We start from the raw sequence: 19,000 nt of genomic DNA, 5'->3' as shown, positions 1-19,000 counted from the left end.
TTATTTCTCCCTTTCCCATCAGCAGGCAAAGAGTTGTTGTTGATTTTCAATTTCTACTGGCTCCCGATCATCGGCATAAAAAGCTTGTAGTTTTTATTCTGACTAACACTTCCTACTAAGATATGGTTTCGTGTATGCTTTGCTGTTTTGAAGCTGAGTATCTGCCGGGTCCATCTTCTAGAAATTAATTACCGCGCAATTGATAACAAGCGGGTAAATCCAAAAAAGACGGACGCGATGCAGGCCGCGAACGCGACCGAGGCGGCACCAATCCAACTGATCGCCATTATCGATGAACTTCCCACGGCGATTCCCCCAATGCCAGCGCCAGCGGCAAAGCCAAGCTGCACGAATGAACTGTTCAGGCTCAGCATGATACCGGAAGCTTCTGGAGCAAGGGAGACTATATTAAAACTCTGGGTTAGTCCAAAAGTCCAGGCTGAGGTCGCCCAAAACATAATCAATACGATGGTAAAGATTATCGAACTAGAAGTAATGGGCAGCAATGCGAGAGCAATGGCTTGGACAACTATGCTGCCAATGAGCGTATAAGTAATACCAATTCGATCCGCTAAGAATCCACCAAGCTTAGATCCTATCAAGCTTGCAATACCTAAAGCAAAGAGAATGCTGCTCATTTCCTGTTCACTCATTGGTTTGACAAAAGCCAAGAACAGAGTGATATATGTGTTAACTACCGAATAACTGATAAAGACAAAGAACGTTACTCCGAGTGCAACAATGATATTCGGCTTTTTTAAAAGGGAAAATTGCTTACCGAGAGGAGTACTACCTTCGCCTATTGTGGCAGGAATGGTTCGTGCTACGGCGAAGATTCCCAACAGGCTGAAAAACCCTATAATCCAAAATATCGCCTGCCAACCATATGCTACCGTGATAACGCGTCCGATAGGAACACCGAAGACAAGTGATGCACTAAAGCCCATTGAGACGTTAGACATCGCTTCCCCCTGATGTCCGGGAGAAGCTAACTTCGCAGCTATAGAATAAGCAGTAACGATAAAGACACCCGTTCCGATCCCGAGTACGACACGAGACACCATTAGAAAGCCAAAGCCCGGAAGAGTTAGCGTTGAAACGATACCAAGTAAAAGAATGGCGAGGGCCAGCAGTAGTTGCCTGCTTTGGTTCATCTTTGCCGTCGCCACGATAACAATGGGCGTGCCGATTGCGTTGGCGAGGGCGAATGCGGTAATAAGCTGCCCAGCAGTCGCTACCGATACACCAACAGAAGCAGCGACTTTATCTAGAATACCCACTATGACGAATTGTGACGTACCAACCAAAAAACTGATACTGGCCAGCATGTAAATTTTCCAGGTGTTATTCACGATGTTCTATCTACTCCTTTATCTATGTTGATAATGTTGCGCTCATAATAAAGTTAAGGAACAAGCTTCAGCATCCTTATTATGATTATGCAACAAATAAGAAAGAGACCGTTATCGTATTCGTCCCAAATGATTGCCTAATCCTCTCACAATCACTTATGTAACAGACAAATATGCATTATAATAGAACTATCAAGTATGAAGAAACAAGGAGGATCTTATGTCTGAACAAATATATAAGCAGCAGGATGAGCTTGCCAAACTCATTGAGCGTTATTCCGGCCGGGACGGTGTTCACGCCACTGCTATTCCGTCTTTATTTTTCAATCGTCAATCTAATGTTACCGGACAAAGTTACGGAGTTCTCAATCCCTCCTTATGTATTATCGTTCAGGGTGCCAAGGAAATATGGCTGGCACAGGAGCGTTTTAGGTACACTCCTGCTGATTACCTTGTTGCATCCATTGACTTGCCGATTACTGGCCAAGTCATGGAAGCCTCTTCCGACGTTCCGTATTTGTCTCTCAAACTTGAATTTACATCAAGTCAAGTCTTAGAGGTTTTAAGTGATTTTCAAGTTCGAGTTGGCCCGAAAGAAAATGCTAAGCGAGCTATGTTTGTCAGTCGGATGGAGTTATCTTTGTTGGATGCGGTAATCAGGTTAGCTCGTTTGCTAGACACTCCTAAGGATATCCCAGTACTTGCTCCACTATTTGTGAAGGAAATTCTCTATAGGGTTCTGCAAGGGCAACACGGGGTTACACTGGAGCAAATTGCAATCGAAGGAAGCTATACTTATCTAATTAGAAGCGTTATCAAACAAATCATGAATAACTATGATCGATCTTTTCAGATTGAGGAGCTTGCGGAAACAGCAAATATGAGTGTTTCTTCACTTCATAGGCATTTTAAAGAAGTAACCGCTATGAGCCCTATTCAGTTCCAAAAACAACTGAGATTGCAGAAAGCACGGCGCCTCTTATTATCCGAGTCAACAGATGCCGCTGATGTCGCATTTCGGGTAGGCTATGAAAGTCCATCGCAATTCAGCCGTGAATATTCCCGTATGTTTGGGTTTCCACCTAGAGAAGATATAAAGCGCCTGAGAGCGCAATATGAATAAAGAATAAATACTTTTTGAGGGGAGTGCAGCTAAAGCTGCACTCCCCTCATATCTCTAAGTGATTGCGAGAGAATTAGGCAACCATTTGGGACGAATGGGATAACGGTCGTTTTTTCATTTGTTGCATAATAAAGTTATGAAGCTTGCTCCATAACTTTATAAAGAAAGGAGGATATTGGATATTACTGAGTAAGCACCTTGAATATTTGATCTGGAGTTTACTCCAAGTGATAGTCCTAATCTTAAGAAGGTAAAAATGACGATTGCTGAAAGCAATAAGCTGTAACAAAAACAGAAAGGTGGTAGTAATATTGGCTAAAAAAATCACTTTAATTTTGACGGGGATTATTTTCTCATTGTTTAACCTTATGAATATTTCGATGGCACAGAATATGGCTGATACCAATCAGGGCGTGAGCGTCCAAAAAGTAACTTTCCCAAACAATGCGATTACCGTGGTCGGGAATCTATATACCCCCGCCAACTTTGATAAAAGTAAAAAGTATCCGGCCATAGTCGTAGTTCACCCCTTTGGTGGCGTAAAAGAACAAACTTCTGGGCATTATGCACAAAAGCTTGCTGAACAGGGATTTATTACTTTGGCTTATGACGCTTCTTACCAGGGAGAAAGCGGAGGTACACCTCGTTTGATGGAAATTCCGGACATGCGTATTGAAGATGTGAGCAGTGCAGTGGATTATCTCACGACGCTTTCCAAAGTAGATGAAAATCGCATTGGTGCACTGGGCATTTGCACGGGTGGTGTTTACGCAATCAAAGCTGCTCAGAGAGATTATAGGATCAAAAGCGTTGCTGGCGTTAGCACCTTTGATTTAGGCCGTGCCCGCAGGGAAGGATTAAACAATTCGATGTCTTATGAAGAACGCGTAAAGAGATTGGAGGAAGTCGGTAAACAACGTACGCGCCAAGCACGCGGTGAAGAAGTTCGTCTTGCTGCGGCAATACCTGATTCACCGGCTCAGTTCACAGATAAGACACCAGTACTTTACAAGGAAGGTTATGAATATTACCGTACGCCGAGAGGTCAGCATCCGAATGCTCCAGCTCGTTATGTATTCACAAGCCTTGCTAGACAGATGGACTTCTTCCCATATGATCAGATCGACACGATTTCGCCGCGTCCGGTTCTTTTTGTTGCTGGTTCTGAGGCTGATACGCTTTATTACAGTGAAGATGGGTACAACAAAGCAAAAGAGCCGAGAGAATTGTTCATCATTCCGGGGGCTACGCATATGGACTTGTACGACAAGCCTCAATATGTACCGATAGTAGTCGCAAAGCTGACGGAATTTTACGGTAAAAGTCTTTAATTAAGCGGATTTGCCGCCATACTCGTTCTAAATTCTTTTGCTCAGTATTGAAATATAATGGGTTATTAACAAATTTCGTCGGTCATCAGTAGAACGGCGGCGTCAATTTTTTAGACGCCGCCAAATTCTATAGTCCGTTCATTGTGCTGTTTTTCATGTCTTTGCTTTGTTCTAAACAGCACTTTACTCATATAACTTCACACCATCAGTAAAATAATTAATTTGAAAGGGATGACAAAATGCGACGACTAACAGTAATGGCTCTATCACTCTCTCTGCTCGTTTCAGTAACCCTTTTCTCAGGTGAAGCAATAGCTGCCGAAGCAAACCAAAATTCACAAACAATTATTCGAGCCGGTTCGCAGCCTTCCTATAAAGCTCCATCTGAACATTTTATCGGCAACGCACGTGTTGATCCCTTATTCCCTGCAAATGATTCGACACACTTTTCAGCTGCTTACGTCACGTTCGAGGCAGGAGCCCACACCGCTTGGCACACCCATCCGACAGGGCAACGTCTGATAGTTACAGCCGGCGTTGGTTGGATACAAGAATGGGGTGGTCCAATTGTAGAAGTCCACGCTGGCGATGTGATCTGGTTTCCACCTGGGATCAAGCATTGGCATGGAGCTTCACCAACAACTGCCATGACGCATATCGCACTCACAGGAGTGCTCGATGGCAAAAGCGTTGAATGGTTGGAACAGGTCAGCGATGATCAATATTTGCCGGTAAAGTCGTTTTAGCACACATTTTCCTTTGACAGTCAATGCTACTGTCCAAGAATTTTAAGCTTAAATTAAAAATTGTAAAACAAAGGCGGTAATATCATGAATAATAAAATTGCTGTAATTTTGGCGGGTATTTTCCTCTCGTTACTTAATTTCACATCGATTTCACAGGCGCAGACGACAAATATTCAAGACTTGAGCGCCAAACAGCAGGGCATTGTCACTATTGCCGCTTTCACAGCCAACGGCAATTTAGAAAAATTGAAAACGGCCCTAAACGAAGGACTAGATGCTGGTTTGACCGTAAATGAAATAAAAGAAGTCTTGGTACAGATGTATGCCTACACAGGATTCCCCCGCAGCCTTAACGGTATCAGCACCTTTATGACTGTCATGGAGGAGCGCGAGGGTAAAGGCATCAAAGATGAGCTTGGCCGGGAAGCAAACCCGTTGCCTGCCGGAAAAAGCAGTATAGAACGCGGAACAGAAATCCAGACTCAACTGGTAGGAGCGCCGTACAAGTCACAATTAACTTTTTTCGCGCCTCAAATTGATCAGTTTTTAAAGGGGCATCTTTTCGGAGACATTTTCGGACGCGACATCCTGGATTTCCAAAGTAGAGAGCTTGCAACCATTTCGGCTCTGTCCAGTATGGAAGGTGTCAACAGCCAGCTTCAGTCACATTTCAACGTCGGGTTTAACGTAGGGTTGACCGAGATGCAAATGAGAAGCCTCATCTCCGTACTTGAAGCCAACGTTGGCAAGAAAGAAGCCGATAATGCGACCGCAGTGCTAAACAAAGTTATAAGCAGCAGAGCCCGCTAACCTCGCTCACCATAGATTAAACAAGCCAAGTATTTATGAAAACCGAGCCGGAATGGGATTGGTGCATATACATTATTCCAATATGTCTGTAATGGGCGAACGTGAAGAGTTCTAAAACGGTTTTCTTAATACAAAAATAAGTGTGTAAGTTCTTGCGAACTTACACACTTATTTTTTATACTTCGAAATCACATTATAGTTGGATGAGGTTATAGTCAGTATTACCCATGCCGAGTGTCTTCATATATTCAACTTGATGGCGGCCACTGCGAGATTCGATACGTTCAAGGAGATCGTGATTTTGTTCAGCTGGCAGATTGGTCACAAGATCAAGGGAGGCCTTGTCAATTGCTACAATATCAGTTGAGCCAAGGATACCGATATCTTGACATTTGGGCGGAGCGCCATGTGCATCGCAGTCACAATCAATCGATATATTTTTCAATACATTAATATAAGTGATATGACCTTTAAAATGCTCTGTAGTAGCCTTGCCCGATTCAACCATTCTTTCAAGAAAACCCGGACCGATGTAATTCATAAAATTAATGTTAGGTTGATTAAAATCGAAGCCATGAACCATCGCTTTTCCCGCATGACCCGAAGCTATACCAATACCGATATTTTTTAAAGATCCGCCGAAACCGCCCATGGCATGGCCTTTAAAATGGGTATAAACAAACAGCGAGTCATAATTTAAGAGATGACTGCCAACAGCTACTTCGGTAAGATGATTACCTTGAGTATAACCTTGACCGTTCGCCAAAAATTCTTGCATTCCCGGTACTGGCAACATAACGTCGCCTTCTTCATCCATAATATCTACTGGACAAAAATCAAAACCGTTTGTTTTTATTACTTCACGATGGGTAGCCGTTTCACGACGCGGACTGGGATACATTACATTACATTCTACAATCGAGCTGTTCGGAATTTTAGGTTGTAAGCCTTTAATAAGCTCAATCGGCAGAAGGTTTGGACCATGTGGCTCACCCGTATGTAATTTTATAGCTACTTTCCCGGTTATTCCGTTGTTGATACGAGAATAAATCTCCTGCAGCCCGTTAACACTGATGTCATTTGTAAAAAATACATTGGATTTCGCGGCATCCGGCCAAGCATCTTTAACTTTACCAGCACTGACACCGGTCATGCTATAAGAAGCCAAACTGATCACTACTCCGCCAGCAAGTTGTAAAAAATTACGTCTCGTCATACCATTCATTTTAACCTCTCCCCTTTTTCCGGCTAGTTATTTTATGCTTTCCCACCAGTGCGTGTATCATATTTCTTCATTATTTTCTGTGCCTTTACCTATTAACTTTATCTCAGAGTAGTTATAACCTAACAATTCTAATAATTATAAAATTGTTAGGCTATATCTTTATTTGCTTTTATGAAGCAATTATACTTCTTGGAGTTAACTCTAAATCAATACAGAAATTAGCCATCCGTTCATTTAGATTGTTTTTCTCTTCTATCTTACTAAGCCTGTTAAATATTCAACTGTTTGTGGATCATAATGTGAGAAGAACAAACTTTCTGCTTTATCTAAAGCAGAAATCAAATCCATATCCTCTTTTGTTAATTCAAAATCAAATACATCGATATTTTGTATCATTCTTTCCTTACTAACTGATTTAGGAAGGACTGATACTCCTCTTTGAATAAGATATCTTAAAGCAACTTGTGCAATTGATTTGTTATATTTATCTCCAACTGTTTTTAATGTTTCGTTACTAAATAAGTTATTTTTCCCTTCGGCAAAAGGTGCCCAAGCTTGAATCTGAACACCATATTTTTTCATTACTTCTTGAGCCTTTACTTGTTGATTAAACACATGTGTTTCAACCTGATTTACTGCTGGAACAACTTCATTGAACTTAATGAGGTCGATTAATCTGTCTGGATAAAAGTTACTTACACCGATTGCTTTGATTTTTCCCTCCTTATATAATTCTTCCATTGCACAATAAATTCCATAATAATCATTAAAAGGCTGATGGATTAATAATAAATCTAAATAATCCAATTGAAGTTTTTCCAATGATTCTTCGATAGATTTCTTTGCCTTTTCATATCCAGCATTGGAAATCCACACTTTTGTAGTAATGAATAATTCCTCTCTTGGAACACCACATTTTTTAATAGCTTTTCCTACCGCTTCTTCATTGCCATAGGCCTGAGCAGTATCGATTAAGCGATAACCTACATCTATTGCATCCAATACACATCTTTCACATTCTTCCTGATCTGCAATTTGGAATACTCCATATCCCAAAATTGGCATTTTGACACCATTGTTCAATTCTACATACTCCATACTAATTTCTCCTTTATTCTAATTTTTTCCTGATCTTCGTATCTGGTTGAGCAAAACTATTTTTGCACAACTGAATTTGAGAACCTCCTAACTATCTTGTATTGCCAATGTAAACCTTAGAGTTCACTCCAAGTCATATACTTTTTTACCACAAAACGATTCCGCCTGCTGCCTGTCCATATCTTGCAATTTTATAATCCAGGCGTTCCACCGTTTTCTGCATCTCTTCCATTTTTATTAAGAGCTGTTTACGTTGCTCAATTAAGAGTTCTTTTCTTGCCCCAGTTGTTTCATCTCCCTGTTGAAACAACCCAACATACTCAATTAATACTTCAATCGGAAGACCTGCACTTCGCATACATTTGACAAATTCAACCCATCTGCAATCTTCTTCCGTATAATTCCTAATCCCGCTTTTATTACGGTTTACACTCGGAATTAGTCCGATGCGTTCATAATAGCGGAGTGTATCCTGGGAAACATCAAACTTTTTACTCACTTCTGTAATCGTCATACGATTTCACCTCCAAAAACAGCATATCATCTGGAGTTAACTCCAAGTCAACAGTAAATTCCTAAAAGTATGAATGACAAATCCCATCCCATTTACTATTCTCGTCACGGGATAAAAAATAGCCTGTGCATTTTCTAGGACTTACACATGACTCTCTAATCGCATTATTAACAACAATACCGATTCACCCTAGTGTCTTGACTTACAATGCCTGACATCTTTAAGGAATAATGCATTAATTCTTGATTAATATCGTCATGCCGCTCGTATTGTTCATATTACTCGCCTCAATAAACTGCACTGCTTGCTTAAGATAGGGCAGGTTATGTTCAATTGACTTGGCAAATGTTTGGATAAGCGTTATCACATGCTTGCTGTTAAAATTCTCCTGATGATAGCCTGCGATGCCAATCAATAAAGTTTTAATCAGGGAGTAATGGATTACCAATAGGATGTATTCTGTATAGATGCTCTTTTGGTCAAAATAAATACTCTTCTGTGGCCTAAAGGGAAACAGGTTCTTAAATACGTAATTCACTAGGTAATTTTCTAGGACATATTCGTGTTTTTCCATAAACGGCTGATAGTATGTAGTATATGCCTCTTTATACCGCAAACTAATTGTTTCTTGACAAATACCATCGATACCGCCAAGCCCTTTGACAAACTCATTCACATAGACAAGAAACTTCTTGCTTACAAAGTTTCCATTTAAACGATGGTCAATTAGAATTCTCATTACCTGCAGTTGTATCTCCGACCGGTCGCCAGCATTATCCATTGACTCACGGAATTCTCCCTTCTGAATTTTATCCTTAAAATACGCAATAATATATGGAATATCTTCGTCGTATAACTCCGCGCTAACTTGGTCGAGGCGGTCGCAAAACACACTGAGAATAACTAAGCGCTGCCACAGTGGATACGTTCTATCTTGCAATAGAGTAATAATGAAGTTGCGTATCTCCTGAAAGTAGCGATATGGTTTAGCGTTCACGTCGTCACCAGTATTTAATACGGGAATCTGGTTATTCCGAACCAAAACAACGGTTTCACTACTATTAAATTGCATTGGCTCTTCATTCATCAGCACCAGTTCAGCAGCACTAGGGCATGATACACACAGCGATCGTTCCAGCAATCCGTCAAGATTATTAAAAGTGCGTGGATAGGTATCACAAGTTATAGACAACGATTCTTCATTCAATGTCTTTTGAATTATACAAAGTCTATCTTCCGTTAAAAATGGGCAAACATAATTATTCATTGCAATTCGCGCATAGGAAGAGTTCCCGGTACTGTCAATATTGATCATAATGTGATCATGAAACATAGGTTTTAAAAGTATATTCTGACTTTGCTGGTAAATATCGTAGGTAGCCTTATCAACAACGACGTCCCAGCCCGTACAGCAACTGTCCTGACAGGCGGATGCTATGCAATGAAACTTCTTAAGGTATTGTGGTTCAAGTATTTTCTTAAAGGTAAGCATTATATTCTCCTATACTTAATGGTCTTATGTGATTTCGTTATAAGTAGCCTGGCTAATTGAAATAGAGCCTTATTTTTCCTATAAAGTTATGGAGCAAGCTTCAGCATCCTTATTATAATTATGCAACAAATAAGAAAGAGACCGTTATCGCATTCGTCCCAAATGATTGCCTAATCCTTTCACAATCACTTATGTAACAGACTATACGCATTATATGTCCACTAGAATTTTAAAATCCCACAATCCTTAATTTTGAAGGCTTGTGGGATTTTAAAATTGGTTTATTTCATGAACATGTAATCCTCATAATTCTTTCTAACAGCTCTGGAGTATTTAATCCGTATAGACATTTCTCATCCACTTAGGATTTTTCTGTTCCATATCTTTGGAAAGGAAGTTATGCTTCAAAAACACCCGCTACATCTTTTAAATATTTTGTAATCTCAATATGCTGTGGACAATTTTTTTCACACTTTTTGCATCCGATACACTCGGATGCTTTTCCATGTGTTTTTGTATAATTATCATAGTATACTCTTTGTATAGAAAACCCGGTGCTCAAAGTTTGTTTTTCCGTATTATATAACGAGAAATACTTCGGAATCGCTATGTTTTTCGGACAATCTTCTACACAGTACTGACAAGCTGTACAGGGAATGGCAATTGCTTCATTAATAATCCTAACTGCCTTTTCAACACGATCATATTCTTCCTGAACAAATGGCTTAAACTCTTGCATATAACCCATATTATCCAGTAACTGCTCCATATCAGACATTCCGCTTAATACCATCATAATTCCCTCAAGACTTGCCACGTAACGGATAGCCCATGATGGTATAGACATGTCAGGATGATATTCTTTAAATAGTTGCTCTGCTTTTTCAGGCACTTTCGCAAGCATACCGCCTTTGACAGGCTCCATAATAATAACAGGTTTATTATGCTTTCTTGCCACTTCGTAGCACTTTCTTGACTGAATACTTTCACTGTCCCAATCCAGATAATTAATCTGTAACTGGACAAAATCTACTTCCGGATGTGCTGTCAGGATTTCATCCAATAAATCAGCATTATCATGATAAGAAAATCCGATATGCCTGATCTTTCCTTCTTTTTTCTTTTGCTGAATAAATGCAAAACTATCAAATTTTTGTGCTATCTCATAATGGGCTACCCCAAGATTATGAAGAAGATAATAATCGAAGTAATCCACACCACATTTTTCTAATTGTTCGTTAAAAATTCTTTCTTGATCTTCCTTTGTTTTTAAAAACATTGTTGGTAATTTTGTCGCTAACGTGAAACTGTCTCTTTTATGACGTTTTACTAACGCTTCTCTTATTGCTATCTCACTCTTATTCATATGATACATATAAGCTGTATCAAAATAAGTAAAGCCTCTTTCCAAAAAAGTATCTACCATTTGATTTAATGTATCCATATCAATACTTGCTGGATCATTCTGATTCTTTACAGGTAACCTCATAAATCCAAATCCCAATTTTTTCTTTTCCATGTCGATATCGTCTCCTTTATTTTCAGTTATTTTCCAGAATAATTTCAATGCATGTAAGTGCAAGTTTTGAAAAGCTATAGTATTCCATATACCTCATAATTGCTTATTTGCCAAAAAGTGTAACAGCCTGTTTCATTTTATTAATAATATCTACATTGAATGGACAATTTTTCATACATAACCCACATTCTATGCATTTATTTGCGTGATGTTCTAATAAATCATAATGATTCTTTAATGTTTCAGGAACATCTTCTTGAATTAATGCCAAATCTAAATATTTATTTACTGATGCAATATCTATCTTTTTCGAACATGGGGCACAATGTCCACAATACATACAATGTCCGCTAAATGAATTCCTTGGTGCTTTTGCAAGAACTTCACTATAATCTTTTTCTTTATTACTTGCAGTGACATAGGCGGTTGCTGCAAGTATTTGATTTATATTAGATACTCCAACCATTACGGAAGCAACTGCCGGTCTCGTTAAACAGTAATGTAAGCATTGTACTGGTGTCAGTGCTTTTTCAAAGGGCGATCCTTTGTCACTTAATAACACTCCCGCAGCATATCCCTTCATAACAGTCAATGCAACACCCTCATTTTGACAAGTATGGTATAACCTATCACGTTTTGGATCAATACCTTCATAAGTTCTGTTTTTAAAAGTACTTTCCTCAAATAATATATTTACATCCTCACTGGCTGGCAGCATATCATAAGCAGCATTGATGCTAAATAAAATTACATCAATGATTCCTGTTTCCACTGCTCTAAAAGCAATATCTGTATTATGTGTGGATATTCCTAAAGACTTAATAACTCCTTTTTCCTTTAATTCTGCTGCATATTTAATTATTTTTCCATTAAAAATGTTATCAAAATCTTTTTGATCATCAACATAATGAATCATCCCTACATCGACATAGTCTAACTGCATTCTAGTTAAGAAGTCTTCAAATGCATTAACAACTTCATTAAATTCCCTGGTACGTCGATATTGTCCGTTATCCCAAGTAGAACATAGATGTCCTTCAATAACAAAACTACTTCGAGGATATTTACTTAACGCTTTACCAACATTATTTCTAGCTTCTGGATTTGAATTATATAGATCAATAAAATTAATACCTTCACTGATTGCACAATCAATGATTGCTTCGCAATCTTCATATTTTTTATTTTCAAATCCCTCACCGCCAATCCCAATGGCACTTACTTTGATACCTGTTCTTCCTAAAATTCGATATTCCATATTTACCCTCCCTCCTATACTTGACCTTGTCTTCCTTAATCAGACTCTGTAGGACTCCGGCAACTTTCTCGACGCAATGCTGATAGTACTGGGCAACCGCATTTACTTTCAGACGTTTGCGGGATCCTATACAGAAATCAGTTAAATTGCATGAAACTGAGTCCATCGTTCACTTATATATCTGTGAACGAAAATGATTGACTTGACAATCCAATCAATAAACATAGCTACCCATGTGCCGAACATTCCCATATTAAAATAAATACTTAGTAAATAAGCTAGTGCAATACGACAGAAAAACATGGACAAAATACCAACAATCATGGGATATTTGGCATCTCCCGATGCACGGAACGTCACTGGTAAGGTGTAAGCAAGGGGCCAAATTACAACCATAAATGCTGCATGCCACCATACATTTTTCGTGGTCATCGCAGTCGCCGTCTCAGATAGCCCATAAACATCCATTATGGAAGGCAGTAAAGCAAGTACCACTGCACAACTCACCACATGAGCCACATACACAATACCCATAATCTTTTTGGTATAATATTTAGCCTGTTCATAATCCCCTGCGCCTACACATCTTGCTATAACTACAGTTAATCCAAGACCAATTGCCATCCCCGGCACCACTTGGAACATTACAATGGTGCCTGACACCGCATTTGCCGCAATTGCTGCCGTACCGAACGTAGCAACAAGACTGAGCACGATAATTCTTCCCAGATAGAACAAACCATTTTCTATTCCATATGGAACACCTATGCTTAAGATTCTTTTGATCATCGACCAGTTAAATTTATGTTTTAAACTTTTCGTTATATATATGGAATGCTTTTTGTTGAAAGCCAATGTGATTATAATAACTGCAGCCGCTATACGTGATAGCAAGGTCGGTATGGCAACACCCTCAATCCCAAAGTGGAAGCCGTAAATAAGTATTGCATTTCCTACCGCATGCGCTATGTTCATAGCCAGCATTATATTCATAGGCAGTTTTGAATTACCCATGGTACGAAATATTGCCGCGACCGCATTATATAGTGCCAAAAAGGGAATGGATATGGCTGTAATCATCAGATAAGTATTCGCATCCCTACGTACTTCATCCGTAATCTGCCCAAACAGACCATTTAAAATAAGCGGTTTCGCTAGATAGATAATGACCATGATTATGATAGATATGGCACCGGAAAACCATACGAGCTGATTTGCTGCTTCTCTCGATTCTTCCTTCTGTTTCCTGCCCAGATACTGCCCCGCAATCACTGCGCCACCAGTAGACAGCGCTGCAAACAAACTAATGAGTAGTGCCATGACAAAATCCACCAAAGATACGCCAGACACGGCTGCTTCCCCCACATGCGCTACCATGATGGAGTCTACCAATCCTACTAGATATTCTAAAAACTGCTCTACGATAACGGGCAGAAATAATTTGTATAAATCCTGATTCGTAAATAACTTTTTTGCTGCTACAAATTTCTGTTCCAAATTTCCCTCCTATGTTTAGATAGAGATGTTCATCCAAAAATCATGTCCAACTAGGTAGCAGGGTTTCTGCACGATCTGTTGCAGGTGCAGGAGTAATAGAAAGTGAAGAGATTTCATTACGCCATTCTGGACTCATATCCACATCAATAGCAGCGAGGGAATACTCGAGCTGTTCTAAATTTCTTGCCCCGATAATGGGGGCTGTTATTGCAGGATTAGACATAACCCAGGCAACTGCAAGCGTTGCAGGATGCAAGCCATGTTCCGCAGCATATGCATTAAATCGGTCGGCTACAACAAAATTTATTTCATCTGTATAACGATCCGTATATCTTTTTTCTTCAACTAGCCGTCCTTGCTCTGGCCGTTTGTTCACCCCATATTTACCTGTAAGAAGTCCAGCTCCTAAAGGACTATAGGATATAACTCCGATTTGTTCAGAAACGGCGAGAGGCAAAATCTCAACCTCAGCTTGACGTTTAACTAGGTTATACATGGGTTGTATTAATTCAAAACGAGCAAGCTGCTCTCTTGCAGAAATCCCTAATGCCTTAGTAATTTGCCAAGCTGCCCAATTACTTACCGCTGGATAGAGGATTTTACCTTGTGCTTGAAGATCATCAAGTGCACGAAGTGTTTCTTCCATAGGGGTATTCTCATCAAAACAATGCACAAAGTAAAAATCAATGCGATCCGTTTTTAACCGTCGTAAGCTTTTTTCAAATTCAAGCATAATGTGACGACGAGAAAGTCCCCCGGCATTAATATCTTTTCCTGTTGGATAAAAAACTTTTGTAGTAAGTACAATTTCATCTCTGCAATCAGCAATACATTCTCCTAGTATTTGTTCAGACCGCCCTTGACTATAAACGTTTGCAGTATCAAAAAAGTTGATACCAGCTTCACGACAACGCTTAAACATTGCTTTGGATGTTTCTTCATCAGCGTTTCCGCCAAAAGACATCGTACCAAAACATAAACTTGAGACTTGAATTCCTGTTTTCCCTATTGTTCGATATTTCATAATCCATCCTCCTAATTATAAGAACTTATCCAAATAAAACATCATCGGTTAATTCAATAACTTTTGATGCAAAATTGTTTACTTCCTGAAATTTAGTCTATCACTTGAAGTTAACTCCAAGTCAAGTATTTTTTTAGTATGCCCTAAATTGACAACGGAAAGCCCGCCAGTACGCGGACATGCCCACCAGAATTTTAAAATCCCAGAAACCTTGATTTTGAAGGCTTCTGGGATTTTAAAATTGGTTTATTTCATTTAATATGGCATCAATGGACAGATAACTGTAAGTATTATTGCCACGCTTACCTTAAACACTCATTACCATCTCATATTGTTTTGTAACAGTTGGTACTTTTTCAATATTATCTCCGTATATACTAACTTGATCTTTTGCACTACTACAACACTGCGACGTTCCCAATTTAGGCATCCGCTCTGCTTGATCCCCAGTAATACCAAAGTAAAATTCCTTGATTTTATATTCATTTTCTATTTTTTGCAGCATGTTACTAAATGCTGTTTCAATATTCCCTCTATGGAACACATATTCACTACCTATCTCTCGTTCTTTGTCATCTAAAATGATATATTTGAATGTAGAATAGCCTATATCTACGCCTAAACGAAACATTACATCACCCTTACAGTTATTAAGTCACTTTATTTTTAATCAATATCATAACTAGTGATAAAACAGACTGCATCTACTACGCTATGATATAAGTCACAGCCAATCATATTCTTGGTATGCGGAGCAGAGCTTTGCCACCAATTTCCTTCAGATTTCACCTCACGATGGGGAGCCTTGTCTTAAGCTAAGGTTGGCACTATCAGCCCCTGTATCGGACTTACATCGACTAGTAAGCGCCCATGCTGGGCGCACATAAAAAAACTGCCAACGAGTAATTGTTGGCAGTTCGGTTGGCGAGCAAAAATAAACTCCTGCCAGATTTATACAATAATCTGACAGGAGTTCTTTAGCTATAAATGATATGGTTCTCCATATCATTTATAGCTGCTAAAGTTTTAATTAAAAGTTTTGGAGGAAAAATTCCTTTTCCTTTACCAGAGCGACCGAGCAGCAGCATTTGCTAGCTCAGCTAATGGGCCAGGGTATATACCAATAAACAAAGTTGCAATCAAACTAATCAGAGCCACAATACGCAGTGATACACTAGCAGTAAACTCCTGCTCATTCTTTGCTTCCTTACTGTACATCACTCTGACCACAAGCATGTAATAATACACCGAAACCATCGACATTACAAGCCCTAACATAGCAATCCAGAAGTAACCTTTATCTGTAATTGCCATAAATATATACATCTTACCGACAAAGCCTGCCATTGGCGGAAGGCCTGCCATAGATAACAATGATACCGTCATAACCACTGCCAAGAACGGCGACTTTTGGGACAATCCGGAAAGATCATCAATTTTATCTGAACCGTATTGGTTATTAACGGCAGTAGTGACTGCAAAGGCACCAACATTGGCCACCATATACAGCACAGCATAAAATAACATCCCCTTGACTCCGGCTGCATCAGCAGCCAAGAGACCCGATAAAATGTAACCAGCTTGCGCTATGGAGGAATAGGCCAACATGCGCTTGGTATTAGTCTGCCATATCGCAACTACAATACCTACAATCATACTTAGCCCAGCTAATAGACTGACAATAGTCAACCAATATGCTTGTAAGTCTGCAAATGCTACTAAGAAAACCCGCAGTAATACCGCAACCCCAGCAGCTTTTGATGCCATCGCCAACATGGCAGTAACGGGAATCGGCGCGCCTTCATAAACATCAGGAGCCCACATATGAAAAGGAACAATAGACAATTTAAAACAGAAACCGGCAAGCATAAGCCCTAATCCTAAAAGCATAGCCGGACTAGCAGTAAGATGAGCAGCGATTTGACTCAGCACAATACTGCCGGTAAAGCCATATACCCAGCTCATACCATACAGCAAAACTGCGCTCGCTGCCGAACCAAGAATCAAATACTTTGTGCCAGCTTCACTTGACTTAATACTTCTTAAATCAAATCCAACTAAAATATAAAATATAATGGTCATCAATTCCAAGCCAACAAACACCGTTAATAAATCATTTGCGGACGCCATAACCATCATACCCACTAAACTTAGGAGTAATAATGCATAAAACTCCCCAGTATTGTGAGTTAGTCCTTCTATATAATCAAAGGAAAACAGCAGTGTTAAGATCGTCGCCACTATGAATAACTGCTTGAAAAACAAAGCAAATTTATCAACAACAAAAAAACCATGATACACCGTAGCTGAAGTTCCATGTTGGTTAAAGGTATAAACTAGAATCCCCAATAAACCACAAACTGCAAAATACCCTAAACTACGGCGAGCTTCTTGACGCGGCATCAGTAAGTCAAAGACAATGATAAGCAAAGCAAGAATTACAACGGCTATCTCACTGGTCAACAGCGCAATATTCATTGAAAAACACCTCCCAGCAAGGTCGGCGTAACGTGCAGCTTAACCAGTAACGCCATTACCGGCTCCATACCACTATTAACCATACCCATTAATAATTGTGGGAAAACACCAACTACTACTAAAACAGTCCCCAATAATACAAGGGATACTAATTCAACTCCAGAGGCATCACGGCAAGTATCAAATTCTTCACGCCGCGGCCCAAATAGCACATTTGCCAGCACGCGCAATATATAAAGCGCAGTGAAAACAATACCGGAAATGGCTAGAAGAGTAAAGAGGGGGTATACTTTAAACGCGCCCACAAAGCTCGTAAACTCGGGGACGAATCCAGCTAACCCTGGAAGTCCCAAGGAACTCATCCCAGCTAACATAAAGCCAGTAGCAACACGGGGCATTTGATGTGCTAACCCGCCAAGACTGAGAACCTGCCGAGTATTTGTTTTATCATAGACCAGACCAATCATTGCAAAAAATAAGGCGCTCATTATCCCATGGGCAAACATATTTGCAATCGCACCATCAATACTGATAACATTTAAGGCTGCAAAACCAATCAGTATATATCCCATATGAGATATTGACGAATACCCGACAATATATTTTAAGTCTTTTTGCGCTATGGTAACAAACGCGGCATACAAAACATTAACCACTGCAAAAAACGCAATAAACGGTGCCCAGAATTTAGCCCCTAGCGGTAAAATCAGCAACCCAATTCGAATCAAGCCGTAGCCGCCAATTTTCTTTAACACTCCAGCATGGAGCATAGATACCCCTGTCGGAGCTGCCGCATAACCATCCGGTGCCCAACTATAAAAGGGCCACATTGATAAAGTAGAACCAAAGCCAAGTAGCAATAAGAAAAATGTGAAGACTTGAACATCTTCTGATAAGTTTCCAATCATATGAGCCTGAGCTAGAACTTGCATACTGAATGTTCGCATCCCTGCCGGAAAAGCATTAACGTATAACGCGATAACCCCGGCAAGCATGAAGGCTGAGCCTAACAATAAGTAAATTGTCAGCTTCATCGCCGCGTATTCTTTACTCACTCTTTCCGAAGAACCCCAAACAACTACCATAATATAACTTGGTATTATCCCTAGTTCATAAAACAATAAGAATATGAACAAATCCTGAGATACAAACGTTCCGATTGCACCGACTACCAAGAGCAGCAATTGAATAAAGAATTCTTTAGAGCGTTTCTCCACATTCCAAGAAACAAAGATAGTGGAAAAACCAACTAGCATAGTTAATAGCAGCAGCGGCAAGGAAATTCCATCCACACCTAAAGCATACGATACTCCAAGCTCGGTAATCCAAGGGACATTCTCTATATATTGAAGCCCACCCAAGCTAACATCATAGGCCCAGTAGGCATACAAGGTTAGGCCGAGAGCGATTGCCATCGTTACAGCTGATATCATTTTTATCGTTTTGTCAGCTTCACGCGGCATAAAGGACAATACTAGTATCCCCCAGATAGGCGTTAGTAAAATTGCCGTTAATAATGGAAAATCAACCATT

Annotated in this window: 16 protein-coding genes; 4 read left to right on the top strand and 12 right to left on the bottom strand. The window is 39.7% G+C overall.

From position 1 onward, the window contains the following. Positions 1-188: 188 nt before the first annotated feature. Positions 189-1,352, bottom strand: coding sequence for an MFS transporter (locus UFO1_RS03775; protein ID WP_038668098.1), 1,164 nt, complete (start codon positions 1,350-1,352; stop codon positions 189-191). A gap of 220 nt (positions 1,353-1,572) precedes the next feature. Here UFO1_RS03775 and UFO1_RS03770 point away from each other — a divergent pair, with 220 nt between their 5' ends. The 4 genes from UFO1_RS03770 (at position 1,573) to UFO1_RS03755 (ending at position 5,362) form a co-directional block, all read left to right on the top strand. Next, on the top strand, positions 1,573-2,475 hold the full coding sequence (locus UFO1_RS03770; protein WP_038668096.1) for an AraC family transcriptional regulator: 903 nt from the start codon (positions 1,573-1,575) through the stop codon (positions 2,473-2,475). A 311-nt stretch (positions 2,476-2,786) separates the two neighbouring features. Further along, a complete protein-coding gene (locus UFO1_RS03765) occupies positions 2,787-3,806 on the top strand; it encodes an alpha/beta hydrolase (RefSeq protein ID WP_201771050.1) in 1,020 nt (339 codons plus the stop codon). 239 nt (positions 3,807-4,045) lie between these two features. After that, complete coding sequence (locus UFO1_RS03760) at positions 4,046-4,552, top strand: cupin domain-containing protein (RefSeq protein WP_084159775.1); 507 nt, start codon at positions 4,046-4,048, stop codon at positions 4,550-4,552. 84 nt (positions 4,553-4,636) lie between these two features. Continuing rightward, the gene (locus UFO1_RS03755) at positions 4,637-5,362 is read left to right on the top strand and encodes a carboxymuconolactone decarboxylase family protein (RefSeq protein ID WP_038668094.1); all 726 of its coding nucleotides are present in this window, start codon (positions 4,637-4,639) and stop codon (positions 5,360-5,362) included. 193 nt (positions 5,363-5,555) lie between these two features. Here UFO1_RS03755 and UFO1_RS03750 read toward each other — a convergent pair whose 3' ends face one another. The 11 genes from UFO1_RS03750 to UFO1_RS03700 all read right to left on the bottom strand — a co-directional run bounded on the left by UFO1_RS03750 (position 5,556) and on the right by UFO1_RS03700 (position 18,999). Further along, entirely contained in the window at positions 5,556-6,587 is a 1,032-nt protein-coding gene (locus UFO1_RS03750; RefSeq protein WP_038668092.1) for a DUF362 domain-containing protein, read from the bottom strand. A gap of 252 nt (positions 6,588-6,839) precedes the next feature. Further along, a complete protein-coding gene (locus tag UFO1_RS03745) occupies positions 6,840-7,685 on the bottom strand; it encodes an aldo/keto reductase (protein WP_038668089.1) in 846 nt (281 codons plus the stop codon). Positions 7,686-7,830: 145 nt separating this feature from the next. After that, a complete protein-coding gene (locus UFO1_RS03740) occupies positions 7,831-8,199 on the bottom strand; it encodes a MerR family transcriptional regulator (protein WP_038668087.1) in 369 nt (122 codons plus the stop codon). 235 nt (positions 8,200-8,434) lie between these two features. Beyond that, positions 8,435-9,691, bottom strand: coding sequence for a flagellin lysine-N-methylase (fliB, locus tag UFO1_RS03735; protein WP_038668085.1), 1,257 nt, complete (start codon positions 9,689-9,691; stop codon positions 8,435-8,437). Positions 9,692-10,088: 397 nt separating this feature from the next. Continuing rightward, positions 10,089-11,210: an aldo/keto reductase gene (locus tag UFO1_RS03730; protein WP_038668082.1), complete on the bottom strand. Its 1,122-nt coding sequence runs from the start codon at positions 11,208-11,210 to the stop codon at positions 10,089-10,091. Positions 11,211-11,313: 103 nt separating this feature from the next. After that, positions 11,314-12,468: an aldo/keto reductase gene (locus tag UFO1_RS03725; protein ID WP_038668080.1), complete on the bottom strand. Its 1,155-nt coding sequence runs from the start codon at positions 12,466-12,468 to the stop codon at positions 11,314-11,316. Positions 12,469-12,609: 141 nt separating this feature from the next. Further along, positions 12,610-13,965 (bottom strand): MATE family efflux transporter, encoded by a 1,356-nt coding sequence (locus UFO1_RS03720; protein ID WP_038668078.1) that lies wholly within the window; start codon positions 13,963-13,965, stop codon positions 12,610-12,612. A 40-nt stretch (positions 13,966-14,005) separates the two neighbouring features. Beyond that, complete coding sequence (locus tag UFO1_RS03715; protein WP_038668076.1) at positions 14,006-14,989, bottom strand: aldo/keto reductase; 984 nt, start codon at positions 14,987-14,989, stop codon at positions 14,006-14,008. A 307-nt stretch (positions 14,990-15,296) separates the two neighbouring features. Continuing rightward, positions 15,297-15,620 carry a hypothetical protein gene (locus tag UFO1_RS25545; RefSeq protein WP_038668074.1) on the bottom strand — a complete coding sequence of 108 codons (324 nt, stop codon included), beginning with the start codon at positions 15,618-15,620 and terminating at the stop codon, positions 15,297-15,299. Between the two features lie 431 nt (positions 15,621-16,051). After that, the gene (locus UFO1_RS03705; RefSeq protein ID WP_038668071.1) at positions 16,052-17,467 is read right to left on the bottom strand and encodes an NADH-quinone oxidoreductase subunit N; all 1,416 of its coding nucleotides are present in this window, start codon (positions 17,465-17,467) and stop codon (positions 16,052-16,054) included. Next, entirely contained in the window at positions 17,464-18,999 is a 1,536-nt protein-coding gene (locus UFO1_RS03700) for a NuoM family protein (RefSeq protein WP_038668068.1), read from the bottom strand. Before UFO1_RS03700 ends, UFO1_RS03705 begins: the two co-directional genes overlap by 4 nt. Position 19,000: the final 1 nt, after the last annotated feature.

Source organism: Pelosinus sp. UFO1, from assembly GCF_000725345.1.
Lineage (GTDB): Bacteria > Bacillota > Negativicutes > DSM-13327 > DSM-13327 > Pelosinus.
This window is presented reverse-complemented; position numbering and strand designations above follow the sequence as displayed.